The 15563-nt window shown below is 72.6% G+C and carries 15 protein-coding genes; 10 read left to right on the top strand and 5 right to left on the bottom strand.

Translation table 11 applies throughout. The features are described from left to right. Positions 1-92 precede the first annotated feature (92 nt). From D7231_RS20905 to D7231_RS20895, 3 genes are read left to right on the top strand one after another with little or no spacing between them, the layout of a single operon-like run. Positions 93-1127: a FecCD family ABC transporter permease gene (locus tag D7231_RS20905; protein ID WP_120757001.1), complete on the top strand. Its 1035-nt coding sequence runs from the start codon at positions 93-95 to the stop codon at positions 1125-1127. Next, on the top strand, positions 1124-2215 hold the full coding sequence (locus tag D7231_RS20900; RefSeq protein WP_120757000.1) for a FecCD family ABC transporter permease: 1092 nt from the start codon (positions 1124-1126) through the stop codon (positions 2213-2215). The genes D7231_RS20905 and D7231_RS20900 overlap by 4 nt, the downstream gene beginning before the upstream one ends. Beyond that, positions 2212-3087: an ABC transporter ATP-binding protein gene (locus tag D7231_RS20895; RefSeq protein WP_241999825.1), complete on the top strand. Its 876-nt coding sequence runs from the start codon at positions 2212-2214 to the stop codon at positions 3085-3087. The genes D7231_RS20900 and D7231_RS20895 overlap by 4 nt, the downstream gene beginning before the upstream one ends. Positions 3088-3105: 18 nt before the next feature. Here the strand turns inward: D7231_RS20895 and D7231_RS20890 are convergent, their stop codons facing one another. The 3 genes from D7231_RS20890 to D7231_RS20880 form a co-directional block, all read right to left on the bottom strand. Continuing rightward, a complete protein-coding gene (locus D7231_RS20890; RefSeq protein WP_120756999.1) occupies positions 3106-4176 on the bottom strand; it encodes a hypothetical protein in 1071 nt (356 codons plus the stop codon). 141 nt (positions 4177-4317) lie between these two features. Next, on the bottom strand, positions 4318-4830 hold the full coding sequence (locus tag D7231_RS20885; protein WP_120756998.1) for a YceI family protein: 513 nt from the start codon (positions 4828-4830) through the stop codon (positions 4318-4320). A gap of 539 nt (positions 4831-5369) precedes the next feature. Continuing rightward, positions 5370-6839 (bottom strand): NCS2 family permease, encoded by a 1470-nt coding sequence (locus tag D7231_RS20880; protein WP_120756997.1) that lies wholly within the window; start codon positions 6837-6839, stop codon positions 5370-5372. A 291-nt stretch (positions 6840-7130) separates the two neighbouring features. Between D7231_RS20880 and D7231_RS20875 the strand changes: the two genes are divergently transcribed. After that, positions 7131-7409 (top strand): DUF2530 domain-containing protein, encoded by a 279-nt coding sequence (locus D7231_RS20875; RefSeq protein ID WP_120756996.1) that lies wholly within the window; start codon positions 7131-7133, stop codon positions 7407-7409. Positions 7410-7459: 50 nt separating this feature from the next. Then, entirely contained in the window at positions 7460-9940 is a 2481-nt protein-coding gene (locus D7231_RS20870; protein WP_120756995.1) for an HAD-IC family P-type ATPase, read from the top strand. Positions 9941-10025: 85 nt separating this feature from the next. Here D7231_RS20870 and D7231_RS20865 read toward each other — a convergent pair whose 3' ends face one another. Beyond that, positions 10026-10217, bottom strand: a complete 192-nt coding sequence (locus D7231_RS20865; protein WP_030369064.1) for a DUF1059 domain-containing protein — start codon at positions 10215-10217, stop codon at positions 10026-10028. A 68-nt stretch (positions 10218-10285) separates the two neighbouring features. Further along, the gene (locus D7231_RS20860; protein ID WP_241999824.1) at positions 10286-11035 is read right to left on the bottom strand and encodes a VC0807 family protein; all 750 of its coding nucleotides are present in this window, start codon (positions 11033-11035) and stop codon (positions 10286-10288) included. A 369-nt stretch (positions 11036-11404) separates the two neighbouring features. Between D7231_RS20860 and D7231_RS20855 the strand changes: the two genes are divergently transcribed. The 5 genes from D7231_RS20855 (at position 11405) to D7231_RS20840 (ending at position 15506) form a co-directional block, all read left to right on the top strand. Next, positions 11405-11842 (top strand): MarR family winged helix-turn-helix transcriptional regulator, encoded by a 438-nt coding sequence (locus D7231_RS20855; protein ID WP_120756994.1) that lies wholly within the window; start codon positions 11405-11407, stop codon positions 11840-11842. Between the two features lie 28 nt (positions 11843-11870). Next, positions 11871-13286, top strand: coding sequence for an MFS transporter (locus D7231_RS20850; protein ID WP_120756993.1), 1416 nt, complete (start codon positions 11871-11873; stop codon positions 13284-13286). 413 nt (positions 13287-13699) lie between these two features. After that, a complete protein-coding gene (thpR, locus tag D7231_RS20845; RefSeq protein ID WP_120756992.1) occupies positions 13700-14263 on the top strand; it encodes an RNA 2',3'-cyclic phosphodiesterase in 564 nt (187 codons plus the stop codon). Positions 14264-14267: 4 nt separating this feature from the next. Next, the gene (locus D7231_RS36570) at positions 14268-14420 is read left to right on the top strand and encodes a hypothetical protein (protein ID WP_158673790.1); all 153 of its coding nucleotides are present in this window, start codon (positions 14268-14270) and stop codon (positions 14418-14420) included. A 90-nt stretch (positions 14421-14510) separates the two neighbouring features. Continuing rightward, positions 14511-15506, top strand: a complete 996-nt coding sequence (locus D7231_RS20840) for an aldo/keto reductase (protein WP_120756991.1) — start codon at positions 14511-14513, stop codon at positions 15504-15506. Positions 15507-15563: the final 57 nt, after the last annotated feature.

The raw sequence follows: 15563 nt of genomic DNA, 5'->3' as shown, positions 1-15563 counted from the left end.
CCGCCCCGGTCTCCCCGGCGGGCCCGACGTACGCTTAGCCTGCCCTAACCACCCCATTCCGGCCTTTCGGCCGTCCGACCCCCGTGGAAGCGATGTCAGCCGCCGTCCCGCTCAGCACCCCCAGATCCTCCCTGGTCAGGCGCCGCATCGGCTGGACGGTGGCCGCGGTCGCCGCCCTGCTGGTCGCGGTGCTCCTCAGCCTTGCCGTGGGCGCCCGCCCGGTCGCTCCCGGCCACGTCCTCGACGCCCTGCTGCACGGCGGCGACGGCAAGGACGCCGCCGTCGTCCGCGAGATGCGGCTGCCGCGCACGCTCGTCGGCCTGATGGTCGGCGCGGGCCTCGCCCTCGCCGGTACGGCCCTGCAAGGCATCACCCGCAACCCCATTGCCGACCCCGGCATCCTCGGCATCAGCCACGGCGCGGCCGTCGGCGTCGTCCTCGCGATCATGCTCGCCGGGGTGGAGAGCCTCACCGGCTACGTGTGGTGGGCGTTCGGCGGCGCGGCGCTCGCCTCCGTCGCCGTCTACGCGATCGCCTCGCGCGGCCGCGGCGGCGCCTCGCCCGTCAAACTCGCGCTGGCCGGCGCCGCGATCAACGCCCTGCTCGTCTCGCTGACCACCGCCGTGCTGACCACCCAGGCGTCCGTCCTGGACAAGTTCCGCTTCTGGCAGGTCGGCTCGCTCTCCGCGAGCGACACCGGGCTGGCCGGCCGGATCTGGCCGTTCCTGCTGGTGGGTGCGGTACTGGTGCTGTCCGTGGCCCGTGGCCTGGACGCCCTCGCCCTCGGCGAGGACGTCGCGAAGGGCCTCGGCCAGAACGTCGCCGCCGTCCGCATCACGGGCGGGCTCGGCGCCACCGTCCTGACCGGCGCCGGCGTGGCCGCCGCCGGCCCCATCGCCTTCGTCGGCCTCGCCGTGCCGCACATCGCCCGCGCGCTCGTCGGCGGCGACCACCGCTGGCTGCTGCCCATGTCCGCCCTCCTCGGCCCCGTCGTCCTGCTGGCCGCCGACACCGCGGGCCGGGTCTTCTTCCCGCCGGGCGAGGTCCCGGCCGGCGTCATGACGGCCCTGATCGGCGTGCCCTTCCTCGTCGCCCTCGTCCGCCGGAAGCGGGTGGCCGCCGTATGAGCACCGCAGCAGCACGCGGCCCCGCCGCCGCCCCCTCCGCGCGCCCCGCCGGCTACGCCCTCGTACGGGCCGGGCGCGGCTCCTTCCTCGTCCACCGGCGCGGCACCGCGGTCGCCGCCGGCCTCGCCCTCCTGCTCGCCGCCGCCTGCCTCGCCTACCTGTGCATCGGCAAGACCTACGCCGAGCCCGGCGAGGTGCTCAAGGTCCTCCTCGGCGAGCCCTCGCGCGAAGAGGTCACCGTCGGCACGCTGCGGCTGCCGCGCATGACCGTGGGCCTGCTCGTCGGCCTCGCGTTCGGCGCCGGCGGCGCGCTCATCCAGACCGTCGCCCGCAACCCGCTGGCCAGCCCCGACGTCATCGGCATCACCCAGGGCGCGAGTGCCCTCGCCGTCGGCGCGATGACCTTCGGCGTCACCTCGTACGCCGCCCTGCCCTACGTGTCCGTCGCCGGCGGCCTCCTCGCCGCCGCCCTCGTCTACGTCTTCGCGTGGCGCGGCGGCCTGCACGCCACCCGCTTCGTCCTCATCGGCATCGGCTTCGCCGTCGCCCTGCGCTCCGTCACCCACCTGTTCATGACCAAGGGCGACTACCTCGTCGCCCAGCGCGCGCAGGTGTGGATGACCGGCTCGCTGAACGGGCCCGGCTGGGACGAGGCCGCCCCGCTGGCCTGGGCGCTGCTCGCGCTCGCGCCCTTCCTCTTTTGGGCCGCCCGCGCGCAGCGCACGGTCACCATGGACGACGACACGGCGACCGCGCTGGGCGTGCGGCTGAACCGGGTGCGGGGCGGGCTCGTCCTCCTCGGCGTCGTCCTCGCGTCCATCGCCACGGGCGCGGCCGGCCCCGTCGACTTCGTGGCGCTGCTCGCCCCGCAACTGGCCCGCCGCATGACGCGCACCGCGCAGATCCCGCTGCTGTCCTCGGCGCTGACCGGCGCGGTCATCGTGGTCGTCGCGGACCTGCTGGGCCGCAAGCTGCTGGAACCGACCCAGCTGCCCGTCGGCGTGCTGACCGCGGCGGTCGGCGCCCCGTACCTGATCCGGCTCATCATCAAGGGCCACAGCACCCGGAACTCCGGAGGAACAGCGTGACGGAGAGCGTGACGGAGGGCCTGAAGGAGGGCCTGAAGGGCAGCCGGCTGGCCGCCCGCGACCTGACCCTCGCCTACGAGGACCGCACGGTCGTCGACGGCCTCGACCTGGCCGTCCCCGACGGCGAGGTCACCATCGTCATCGGCCCCAACGCGTGCGGGAAGTCGACCCTGCTGCGGGCGCTCGGCCGGCTGCTGAAGCCCGCCCGCGGCACCGTGCTGCTCGACGGCGAGGACCTCGCCCGGATACCCACCCGGGCCATCGCCCAGTCCCTCGGCCTGCTCCCGCAGACGCCCGTCGCACCCGAGGCCATCACCGTCGCGGACCTCGTCGCCCGCGGCCGCCAGCCGCACCAGCGCTGGTGGCAGCAGTGGTCGGAGGCGGACGAGCGGGCCGTGGCCGACGCCATGGCCCGTACGGACACGACCGCGCTGGCCGAGCGGTCCGTCGACGAACTCTCCGGCGGCCAGCGGCAGCGCGTCTGGATCGCCATGGCCCTCGCCCAGGAGACGGACCTGCTCCTCCTCGACGAGCCCACGACGTACCTCGACATCTCCCACCAGGTGGAGGTCCTCGACCTGGTGCGGCGGCTCAACCGCGAGCGGGGCCGCACGGTCGTCGCGGTCCTCCACGACCTCAACCAGGCGGCGCGCTACGCCGACCACCTCGTCGCGATGAAGGCGGGCCGCATCGTCGCCCAGGGCCGGCCGGCGGACATCGTGACGGCGGACCTGGTGCGGGAGGTCTTCGGCCTGCACGCGGTGGTCGTACCGGACCCGGTGACGGCCGGTCCGCTGGTGATCCCGGGAAAGCCGTGGGAGGGGGAGGAGCGGGCGTACGTTCCGGAGCCGGGGGCTGCGGAACGGGCCTGAGCGGAACGGGCTCGGGGACTACCCCGGGCGGCGTGAGCGCCACACGACGAACGCCGCGGAGGCGACGGCCGCGCACCGCAGGACCCAGGGCCACGTGTCCGACATGGCCGCGCCCAGCGCGCCGTCCGGCACGGGATCGCCCCAGCGCCCCTCCGTACGGCCCCACAGCCACACGATCCCGGCGGCCGCGACGAGGCCGGGCACGCCCATGACGGCCCACTTGGACTCGGTCTGCGAGAGCTTGCGGGTGAGGTAGGCGAGGCACCAGCCGGCCGCGAGGACGATCCAGTTGCTGAGCACGGCGCCCACGACCAGGATCAGGGCGACGAGCAGGAGCAGCGGCGGTACGGGGGCGCCGTCGGCGCGCCGGAAGAGGCTCGGGCGGCGCGGGCCGCCCTCGTCGTCCTCCTCGTCCCAGGTGCCCTCCGAGCCGTGCTCGCCCTGCCGGGCGGCGGCGGGGCCTTCGGGCTCGTCGCGGCCGTCGCGTTCGTCGCCGGGCCGCGGGGGCGGTTTCAGTATGTCGGGGATCTCGATGCCGCCGGTGAAGCCATGGATCGTGCCCTGGGCCGCACCGGCGCCCGCGCCCGCGAACGGGGAGGACAGCGGGGCGGAACCGGCCTCGACGCTCCACCAGTCCTGCGCGTCACCGGCCCCGGCTCCGGGGGTCGCCCCTGCGGTCACCTCGGCGGCGGGCCGCTCGGGCGCGGTGTACGAGGGCGGGCCGGCGGGGCGGGAAGGGACGGAGGGGGCGGCGCGTACGGGCTCCCCCTCGCGCCGGGGCGACGGGACGCGCCTGCCGGTGTCGGCGAACCCGCCGGCCGCGGCGGCCCCCGCTGAGGATCCCGCCGAGGCCCCTGCCGAGGCTCCCGCACCGGCGACCGCCTCGTCCGGCGTGCCGAGGCCGGTGAGGATGCGCTGGACGGCGGCGGGCGAATCGGCGCCCTCGGAGGCTCTGCGGCGCTCGATCTCCGTCCGCAGCCGGGAGACCAGCCGCATGCGATCGGCGGAGGTGAGCTCCGCCTGCCGCTGGGCGATGTCACCGACCCGGCTCAGATAGTCGTACACAAGCTGATCGCTCTCGATCCCCACCGAAACCCCTAAGACCGCCCGAGACCACCGGCCGCTTTCCCCCCGAAGGTACCGGTTCCGCACGGCCGTGACAGGGGGAACGGGGGCGGCGCGGGGAGCGCACGGGGTCCCGGAACACGCCTCGCGCCGCCCCTCGGGGCCTCAGCGCACGGCCACCACATCGAGGGCGATCCGCAGCCGACGGCCCGTCATTCCCTTGGCGTTGGTGACTCCGAAGGCGTAGCGGTCGACGACGGTCATGGCCCGTACGCTCAGTCGCGGGCCGTCCGCGATGACCTCCTCCAGGGTGAGGGCGGCCGGCCGGGTGACGCCACGCACCGTCAGCTCGCCGAGCAGCGTCACTTCTCCCTCCGCTCCCTCCGCGCGCTGGACTTCGGCGCCGTGGAAACGGATCTCGGGGTGGAGCGCCGAGTCGAGATAATCGGCTGAACGGACGTGCCGGTCACGCTGGGCGTGCCCGCTGGAGAAACTGTCGACGGGGATCACGGCCTCGACGGTGGAGGCGGATTCGGGCTCCGCGACGGCGATGCTGCCGTGCGCGACGGAGAAGGTCCCCTTGATGGGGAACAGCCCGAAGAACGCCCGCATCCGGAACCGGATCCTCGAAGCGTCGGGGTCGATGCGGTAGACGCCCGGTAACGGCCCGTTCTTCATGGAGCAGTCCCCTCCCGATTCCGGCGGTGCCGGTGCAAAGGTCCCTCGCGGGTACGGTATCGGGCTTCCTGCCGTACGGCAGCGTGATCTGCGCGATCGCGCAACGCGGGCGCTGCTGGTGTGTGATGGGGGTGGGGGTGGGGGTGGGGGTGGTTGGGGGCTGGGGCTGGGGCTGGGGGTGGCTGGTGGGGGGTTGATGCCCTCTCGGCGCGGAAACCCACCGGCGGGGCCGGGCTGTGCGGCGTAGAAGTGCGCGGGGTGTGCAGTCGGTGCACCTTACGGACCCCACCGGGCAGTTCGCGCCTCACGGGCCTCGGTGGCCTTCCCGGACCGCAAGTCGCGCCCGACAAGCGCAAGCCCCCCACCTTCCCCCTGCTGCCAGCTTGTTCTAACCCGCACTAACTCACGGATCCGAGCCCGCCACCCAGCCAGCTCTCACCTGCACCCCCAGACACAACACACCGCCCCCAGCGACAACCCATACAGGCCGTCACCAGGGGCGGTGCGGTGCGAGACGGACGCGACGCGGTCGGCGCTCGCTACTTCACGCCCAGCATCTGCTCGATCGGGTCGAGGAAGAAGTACACGAGGAAGCAGAGGCCGACCACGTTCAGGAGCCAGGGGATTTCGCGGGCTCGGCGGTCGGCGATGCGGAGGAGGATGAAGGCGAGTACGCCGATGCCGATGCCGTTGGTGATCGAGTACGTGAACGGCATCGCGATGATCGTCAGGAACGCCGGCACCGCGATGGTGAAGTCGCTCCAGTCGATCTCCCTGACGTTCGCCGCCATGATCAGGAAGCCCACGACCAGCAGGGCGGGCGTGGCCGCCTGGGAGGGGACGACCGTGGCGAGCGGGGTGAAGACCAGGGTGAGGAGGAAGAGGCCGCCGGTCATCAGGTTGGCGAGGCCCGTACGGGCGCCCTCGCCGACGCCGGCCGTGGATTCCACGAAGCAGGTGTTGGCGGAGGCGGAGCCGAGACCGCCGCCGGCGACCGCGATGCCGTCGACCATGAGGATCTTGCCCATGTTGGGCAGCTGGCCGTTCTCGTCGGTGAGCCCGGCCTCCTCGCCGACGCCGATGATCGTGCCCATCGCGTCGAAGAAGCCCGACAGCAGCACGGTGAAGACGAACAGGCAGCCGGTCAGCAGGCCGACCTCGCGGAAGCCGCCGAAGAGGCTGATGTGGCCGATGAGGCCGAAGTCGGGGGCGCCCACGATCTTGTCCGGCACCTGGGGGACGGACAGGCCCCAGCCCGTGCCCGGGATCTTGGCGAGGGAGTTGATGACGATCGCCACGAACGTCATGACGACGATGCCGATGAGGATCGCGCCGCGCGTCTTGCGGACGACCAGGATGAACGTCAGCGCGAGGCCGGCGACGAAGACGAGTACGGGCCAGCCGTGCAGCTGGCCGCCCTGGCCGAGGCCCATGGGGACGGTGGTGTGCGCGCCGTCCGGGTTGCGGGTGACGAAGCCGGAGTCGACGAGGCCGATCAGCGAGATGAAGAGGCCGATGCCGATCGCGATGGCGCGCCGCAGCCCGCCCGGGATGGCGTCCATGACGCGCTGCCGCAGACCGGAGGCGACCAGCAGCATCAGCACGAGGCCGGCCAGCACCACCATGCCCATCGCGTCGGGCCAGCTCATCTTGGGGGCGAGCTGGAGCGAGACGACGGCGTTGATGCCGAGGCCGGCGGCGCACGCGATGGGCACGTTGCCGATGACGCCCATGAGGACGGTGCTGAGGCCGGCCATCAGGGCGGTGGCCGTGACGAGCTGGCCGTTGTCCAGCTGGTGGCCGAACTTGTCCTGGCCGGCGCCGAGGATGATCGGGTTCAGCACGACGATGTAGGCCATCGCGAAGAACGTGGCCAGGCCGCCGCGGAGCTCCCGGGAGACGGACGAGCCCCGCTCGCTGATCCGGAAGTACCGGTCGAGGGCGCCCTTGGGCTGGGAGGGCGGCGGGGGCTGCTGGGCGTCGACCGGGGAAGTGGCCGAGGTGGGCATACGAGACCTCAGTCGGATGGGCCTGCGGGGGCAGGCGGCGGGGGACACGCGGGTGGATCACGAACGCGGAACACGAACGCAAACCACGAACTTGGATCATGAACCGGCCGTGAGCTGTATGATCAAACAAAACCAGCCGGTCATTATCCGTTCGATTCAGTATGAATAAACAAGCGCGGGATTGCTATCTCCGCGCGTAGACCCTTATGTGCCAAGGGCTCCACCCACCGCCCCCGCGCTGACCACCGCCTCGCGCCGGGCCGCGGACCCCCACGCACTACGCTTGCGTCCATGACGAAGTGGACACCCAGGCACGAAGCGCCGGAGCCCCTGGAGGGCAACGTCGTCGCCACGATCACCGGCGGCACGGTCATCTGGTTCGTCCTCTTCCTCGTCCAGTTGCCCTTCTACGGCTGGTTCGACGACCACGGTCACCTGTGGTGGCTGTGGACCTGCCTGGCCGGCGGCGGGCTGGGCCTGATCGGCGTCTGGTACGTGCGCAAGCGCGATGCGGCGATCCGCCGCGCGGCGGCGACCGCTCCGCGCGGGACGGCGGACGCGACCCGCTAGGCCCGCCGTTCGGAAGGCACGGCGCCCGGCGTCCCCGTACCGTCGGACTCATGAGCGATCCGGCGCAGACCGCGACCGAGGAGCACCTGCCCGCGCCGCACCCGGGCCTCAGCACGCCCGAGGTCGCCGAGCGCGTGGCCCGGGGCGACGTCAACGACGTGCCCGTCCGTTCCTCGCGCTCCACCGCGGACATCGTGCGGGCCAACGTCTTCACCCGCTTCAACGCCATCATCGGCGTCCTCTTCCTGATCATCCTCGTCGTGGGCCCCATCCAGGACGGGCTCTTCGGCTTCGTGATCGTCGCCAACACGGCGATCGGCATCATCCAGGAGCTGCGGGCCAAGAAGACCCTCGACTCGCTCGCCGTCATCGGCGAAGCCAGGCCGATCGTCCGCCGCGACGGCGCGCCCTGCCCGATTCCCACCTCCGGGATCGTCCTCGACGACGTGATCGAGCTCGGGCCGGGTGACAAGTGCGTCGTGGACGGGCGCGTCCTGGAGGCCGACGGGCTGGAGATCGACGAGTCGCTGCTGACCGGCGAGGCCGACCCCGTACTGAAGCGGCCCGGGGACCCCGTCATGTCCGGCTCGTTCGTCGTGGCCGGCGGCGGCGCCTTCGCCGCGACCAAGGTCGGGCGGGAGGCGTACGCGGTTCAGCTCGCCGAGGAGGCCTCCCGGTTCACGCTCGTCCACTCGGAGCTGCGTACGGGCATCAGCCAGATCCTCAAGTACGTGACGTGGATGATGGCCCCGACCGCGGTCGGCCTCATCGTCAGCCAGCTCTTCATCCAGGACCACGACTGGCGGGAGGCCGTCCGGAGGATGGTCGCGGGGATCGTGCCCATGGTCCCCGAGGGCCTGGTGCTGCTCACGTCCGTGGCCTTCGCGATCGGCGTGATCCGGCTGGGGCGCAAGCAGTGCCTGGTGCAGGAGCTGCCCGCGATCGAGGGCCTGGCGCGCGTCGACGTCGTCTGCCTGGACAAGACGGGCACGCTCACCGAGGGCGGCATGGACGTCAGCGAGCTGCGGCTGCTGGACGGCGAGGGGAGCGGCGAGAAGGACCGCGAGAAGAGCGAGGCCTACGTCCGCCAAGTGCTCGGCGCGCTCGGCAAGGCCGACCCCCGCCCCAACGCCAGCCTCCAGGCGATCATCGACGCTTACCCGGCCCCGGACGGCCCGGATGGATCAGATGGACCGGACGGGGCGGACAGGGCGGCCGGGAAAGCACGCGCCACGGGGCCGCAATGGCAGTGCACCGACTCCCTCCCCTTCTCCTCCGCCCGCAAGTACAGCGGCGCCGCCCTGCGCTCCCCCGACGGCGAAAGCGCCACCTGGCTGCTCGGCGCCCCCGACGTGCTCCTGCCCGCGGGCGACCCCGCCCTCGCGCACGTCGAAGACCTCAACGCCAAAGGGCTACGGGTGCTGCTGCTCGCGCGCGCCACGCGCGGCCTGGACGACCCGGGCGTCACCGACGGCGTACGGCCCACCGGGCTGGTCGTCCTGGAGCAGCGGCTGCGCCCGGACGCCGGCGCCACCTTGCGCTACTTCGCCGAGCAGGACGTCTCCGCGAAGGTCATCTCGGGCGACAACGCCGTCTCCGTCGGCGCCGTCGCCGCCAAGCTCGGGCTGACCGGCGCCGAGGGGCCGGTCGACGCGCGGCGGCTGCCGGCCGAGCGGGAGGCGATGGGGCGCGCGCTGGACGAGGGCGCGGTCTTCGGGCGGGTCACCCCGCAGCAGAAGCGGGACATGGTCGGGGCGCTCCAGCACCGCGGGCACACCGTCGCCATGACCGGCGACGGCGTCAACGACGTCCTGGCGCTGAAGGACGCCGACATCGGCGTCTCGATGGGCTCGGGCTCCGAGGCGACCCGGGCCGTCGCCCAGATCGTGCTGCTGAACAACAGCTTCGCGACGCTGCCGTCGGTGGTGGCGGAGGGCCGCCGCGTCATCGGCAACATCACGCGCGTGGCGACGCTGTTCCTGACCAAGACCGTCTACTCGGTGCTGCTCGCGATCCTCGTGGTCTGCTCCCAGGTGCCGTACCCCTTCCTGCCGCGCCACCTGACGCTGCTCTCGACGCTCACCATCGGCATCCCGGCCTTCTTCCTCGCCCTCGCGCCGAACAAGGAGCGAGCGAAACCGCACTTCGTCCGCAGGGTCATGCGGTACGCGATCCCCGCCGGGGCCATCGCGGGCGTCGCCACCTTCGCCGCGTACTTGCTGGCCCGGCACTACTACACAGGCCCCGGCGCCCTGGACGCGGAGACCAGCGCGGCGACGCTGACGCTGTTCCTGATCTCGCTGTGGGTCCTGGCGATCATCGCGCGCCCGTACACGTGGTGGCGGATCGGCCTGGTCCTGGCGATGGCCGCGGGCTTTCTCGTCGTGCTCGCCACGCCCTGGCTCCAGCACTTCTTCGCGCTGAAGCTGGTGGGCCGGACCATGCCGTGGGCCGCCGTCGCCATCGCGGCGGTGGCGGCCGCGGTGCTGGAACTGGCGTGGCGCTGGGTGGACCGGCGCTTCCCGGCGTAGCGCCTCCCGGCGCAGGGCGTTGCGGCTCTACGGCTACGGCTCTACGGATGGATCTATGCGTCTATGCGTCTATGCGTCTACGGATCTACGCGCTGGCCTGCTCGTCCTCCAGCATTTCCCGTATCTGCTCGCGCAGCGCGGGGCTGTCCTTGTGCTTGTGCACGGAAACGGCGTGCTCGCTGGCGGCGCGGATGACCTCATCCTCCTCGCCGGTGATGGTCAGCGAGCAGTCCGTCTCGCTGGGGAACCTGCGGCAGTCGGCGACTTTCCTGGTCATGACGGCCTCCCGGGGGTTCGTTCGCTGGGCCGCACTCCCAGCGTAGGCCGGGGCTTCGCCCCGCGTCCTCACCCCGCCGCGGGGGCGGCCGTCTCGGCGTCGACCATCTTCTCCATCGGGTCCGCGGCCAGCCCGCCGCCTATCACCATCGCGGCGACGATCGCCACGCCCAGGATCACGTTCCCCAGCCACACCATCGTGTCGACCGGCAAGGTGTACGCGCCCACGACCCGCGCGACGCACTCGGCCAGCAGTGCGCAGCCCCACACCAGGGAGAACGTCCGCTCAGTGCGCCGGAAGCGGGCGTCGCGGGCCGCCAGCCTGTCCCACGCGGCCAGCCGCGCGGGGTCGCCCTTGACCACCCACGGCTTGAGCCCGTTCGTCATCATCGGCCGCCGCCCGGCGAGCGCGGACACCAGCACCACCAGACCGACGACGCTGCTCACGGCGCTGTCCTTGGCCAGCATCAGCCGGGCGTCCCCGCTGACGCCGCTGAGCACCAGCCCTACGACGTTGACGACGAGGATCAGCGCGGCGAGCCCGTTGACCCGCCGGTCCTTGGCCAGGCCCCAGACGGTCCGCGCGGCGGGCAGCGCGCTGCTCCAGGCCAGGGCCGCGACCGTGCCCATGCCGAAGCCCTTGCTGAGCGCGTAGTACGCGGCCATCGGCAGGACGGCGTCTATGAGGAGCGGCGCGAAGCTGTCCCGGATCGCCTGCTTGCGCGGGACGGCGGCGGTGGCGGTGGCGGTGATGCCAGTGCTGTCGGGGGTGCCAGTAGCGTCGGTGGCCGGCTGCGCGGCGGTGGCCGTGTCGCTCATGATCGATGTCCCCCCGAGGCGTCCCGTAGCCGTGCGGCTTGTGGTGCTTCTACTCTCGCGGCCGCCCCGGGTCTCCGGCAGTGCCGTCAATAATCGACCTGGCATGACTTTTGTCAGCAGTGGCCAACGCTTGCCCGTCATCAGTGCACAAGGGCCGGCAGTGCCCCGCGGCCGTCCGCGGCGCCCGCCGATTCGCCTTCGCCTTCGCCTTAATGATTTCGCCGTAATGATCTGATGATCGTAGGGTTTGCCCCCGCGCATGGGGCGCGTGGGTCGTGAAGCGGCCTGCTTCCGGCGGTGTGCTCCGTGCCACCGGGCGCCCCGGCGTATCCACTTTATTTAGTTCGGGTAATGAGTTAAGCTAAGGACATGTCGGACCGGGACCCCCAAGTTGATACCGCCGCAGTGAACTCCCTGCGTTCCGGTGTCATGCGCCTGTCGCGTCGGCTCAAGCACCAGCGGGTCGACGAATCGCTCAGCCCCACGGAAATGTCGGTGCTGGGCACGCTCGCCGGCTGTGGCCGCGCCACCCCCGGTGAGCTCGCCCGCAAGGAGCACGTGCAGCCCCCGTCGATGACCCGCATCGTCGCCCTGCTCGAAGCCAAGGGCCTGGTCCGGCTGGAGCCGCACCCCGAGGACCGCCGCCAGAAGGTGGTCACCCAGACCGAGCGGGCCGAGGCCATGCTCGAAGAGAGCCGCCGCAAGCGGAACGTCTGGCTCACCGAGCTCGTGGGGCGGCTCGACGAGGAGGAGTGGGCGACGCTGCGCGCCGCCGCACCCGTCCTCGAGAAACTCGCGCACCTGTAAAGACGCGCCAGGAGGAGGCGAACCCACTTTGAGTACGGGACCCGGAGCAGACTCCGCACCCGCACCGAACAGCCACGACGACGCCGTACGCAGCGCCGCCCTGCACCACAAGCCCGCACCGGCCACGAGTCCGGAGCCCGGGTCCAAGGGCGGCACCTTCAGTTCCCTCAGAATCCGCAACTACCGCCTCTTCGCCACCGGCCAGGTCGTCTCCAACACCGGCACCTGGATGCAGCGCATCGCCCAGGACTGGCTGGTCCTCAGCCTCACCGGCTCCTCCGCCGCCGTCGGCATCACCACGGCCCTGCAGTTCCTGCCCATGCTGCTGTTCGGGCTCTACGGCGGCGTGATCGCCGACCGCTGCCCCAAGCGCCGGCTGCTCGTCCTCACCCAGGCCGCGATGGGGCTCACCGGCCTCGCGCTCGCCGTTCTCACCCTCTCCGGCCACGTACAGGTCTGGCACGTCTACCTCACCGCGTTCGTCCTCGGCCTCGTCACCGTGGTCGACAACCCCGCCCGCCAGGCCTTCGTCGTCGAGATGGTCGGCCCCGCCGACCTGCGCAACGCCGTCAGCCTCAACTCCGCCAACTTCCAGTCCGCGCGCCTGATCGGGCCCGCCGTCGCCGGTGTGCTGATCACCGCCGTGGGCAGCGGCTGGGCGTTCCTCCTCAACGGCCTGTCCTTCGTCGCGCCCATCGCCGGGCTGCTGCTGATGCGCACCGCCGAGCTCCACAAGGTCGACCGCGCGCCGCGCGGCAAGGGCCAGTTGCGCGAGGGCCTGCGCTACGTGGCCGGGCGGCCCGACCTCGTCTGGCCGATCGTCCTCGTCGGCTTCATCGGCACCTTCGGCTTCAACTTCCCCATCTGGCTCACGGCCTTCGTCAACGACGTCTTCCACGCCGGCGCCGGCACGTACGGCCTGCTCAACACGCTGATGGCCGGCGGCTCCCTGGTGGGGGCCCTGCTCGCCGCGCGCCGGGGCAGCTCGCGGCTGCGGCTTCTCGTCGGCGCGGCCCTGCTCTTCGGCCTCCTGGAGATCACGGCGGCGCTCGCGCCCTCGTACTGGGTGTTCGCGGCGCTGCTCGTGCCGATCGGGATGTTCGGCCTCACCATCAACGTGACGGCCAACACCAGCATCCAGCTCGCCACGGATCCCGCGATGAGGGGGCGCGTCATGAGCCTGTTCATGATGGTGTTCGTCGGCGGCACGCCGGTCGGCGCCCCGCTGGTCGGCTGGGTCACCGACGCCTACGGGGCGCGCGTCGGCTTCCTCGCCGGCGGCGCGGTCGCCACGCTCGCGGCGGTCGGCGTGGGCCTGGTCCTGGCCCGGGTCGGCGGCCTCCGCCTGAAGATCGACCTACGGCGCGGCCGCACGCATGTGGCGTTCGTACCGCGCGAGCGGCCGGAGACGCAGCCCGCAGAGGGTTTGGCGGCTGTGGCGTAACCGCGCATCCGCCGTCCGGCGGGGGGCGTGTTTTCCGGGCGCCCCCGGCGTGCCTGCCCGGGCCCGGGGGCTGCCGGGCCGGGGCTGCCGGAGGGGCGCTCTTCCGCGCCGCGGGCGGCCTCGGCACCGCCGGGCTGCGCCGTCACGGCTTGCCGCCGTCGCGGCGGGGTTCTTTTGCCGCAGCGGCGCCTTCTTTGCCCCCGCGGCAGGGCTGTGTGGAGAGGCGCGGCCTCTCGGCGCGGTCTTGCCGTGGGCAAGAAGATCCCGCCGCAGCGGCGACAAGCCACGACGCGCCGGCTCGGCGGTGCCGAGGGCACCTGAGCCTCGGCCCCGCACCGCCGGCCGCCAGGCCGCCCCCGGCGCCCGCCTCGCCAAGGCGTCGTAAAGCCATCGCCAAAGGGGAGACTGGGGCTATGCGACTCTTCGCCGCTGTCGTGCCGCCGGAGGCGCCCGTCGCCGAGCTGGCCGGGGCCACGGCGCCCCTGCACTCGCTGCCGGGCTCGGACCGGCTGCGCTGGACCGAGCCGGCCGGCTGGCACTTCACGCTGGCCTTCCTCGGCGAGGTCGACCCCGCCCTGCTCCCGGAGCTCACCGAGCGCCTCGGCCGCGCCGCCCACCGGCACCCGCCGCACGAACTGCGGTTCGCCGGGGGCGGGCGGTTCGGGGACCGGATCCTGTGGGTCGGCGCGGACGGCGAGCGGACGATCCTGCGCGACCTCGCCCGCTCCGCCGCCGCCGGAGCGCGCCGCGCGGGCGTGGCCGTCGACACCACGCACGACTTCCGCGCGCACCTCACCCTCGCCCGCGCCACGGGCCCCGTACACCTCCACCCGTACGCCGAGAGCCTCGCCGGCTTCAGCGGCACGCCCTGGACCGTGCAGCGCCTGGAACTCATGCGCAGCCGCCTCCCGGGCGGCGGCGTCCCCGGCGAGCGCCCGCGCTACGAGACGGTGGCGGCGTGGGAGCTGGGCGGCTGACCCGTTGCACCGACCGGACCGGACCGGCCCGAGGACGGAGCACCCCCACCCCTCCGGTTACGCTCGATGCGTGGACCCGAAGACCAGAAACCGCATCATGACCGCCGCGCTCGCCGCGATCCTCGTCGTCGTCGCCGTGGTGGCAGCGGTGAAGTAGAACGGGCGAAGCAACGCCGGCAACGCCGGCAGCGCCGTCGGCCGGGTCACCCTTGCCTTGAGTGCGCTCGAAGGCGTTGGCTAGGGCGTCATGGAGTACACGCAGCTCGGACGTACAGGCCTCAAGGTCAGCCGGCTAGTCCTCGGCACCATGAACTTCGGTCCGCAGACCGACGAAGCCGGCAGCCACGCCATCATGGACGCCGCGCTCGACGCGGGCGTCAACTTCTTCGACACCGCCAACGTCTACGGCTGGGGTGACGACAAGGGCCGGACCGAGGAGATCATCGGGACCTGGTTCGCCAAGGGCGGCGGCCGCCGCGAGAAGGTCGTCATCGCCACCAAGGTCTTCGGCAACATGGGCCCGGACGGCGCGGACTGGCCGAACCACGACCGCCTGTCCGCCGTGAACATCCGGCGCGCCGTCGACGCGAGCCTCAAGCGGCTGCGGACCGACCACATCGACCTCTACCAGTTCCACCACGTGGACCGGGCGACGCCGTGGGACGAGATCTGGCAGGCGATCGACGTCCTCGTCCAGCAGGGCAAGATCGTCTACGCGGGCTCGTCCAACCACGCCGGCTGGCACATCGCCCAGGCCAACGAGGCCGCCCGGCGGCGCGGTTCGCTCGGGCTCGTCAGCGAGCAGTGCCTGTACAACCTGGCCGAGCGGCGCGCCGAGATGGAGGTCATCCCGGCCGCCGAGGGCTACGGCCTCGGCGTCATCCCCTGGTCGCCGCTGCACGGCGGGCTGCTCGGCGGCGTCATCCGCAAGGCGAAGGAGGGCGGCAGCGCCCGCGCGGCGTCCGGCCGGTCGGCGGACGCCCTCGCGAACACCAAGGTCCGCGAACAGGTGCAGGCCTACGAGGACCTGCTCGACAAGCACGGTCTGCAACCGGGCGAAGTGGCCCTCGCCTGGCTGCTCACCCGGCCCGGAGTGACCGGCCCGATCGTCGGCCCGCGCACGAACGAGCAGCTCGCCTCGGCCCTGCGCGCCGTGGAGCTGGAGCTCTCCGCCGAGCTGCTCGCCCAGCTCGACGAGATCTTCCCGGGCCCGGGGCCGTCACCGGAGGCGTTCGCCTGGTGAGGCGGTGAGGCGGTGAGGCGGTGAGGCGGTGAGGCGGTGAGGCAGTGAGGCGGTGAG

Origin of the sequence: Streptomyces klenkii (assembly GCF_003626645.1) — a bacterium.
In the GTDB taxonomy this organism is placed as follows: domain Bacteria; phylum Actinomycetota; class Actinomycetes; order Streptomycetales; family Streptomycetaceae; genus Streptomyces; species Streptomyces klenkii.
This window is presented reverse-complemented; position numbering and strand designations above follow the sequence as displayed.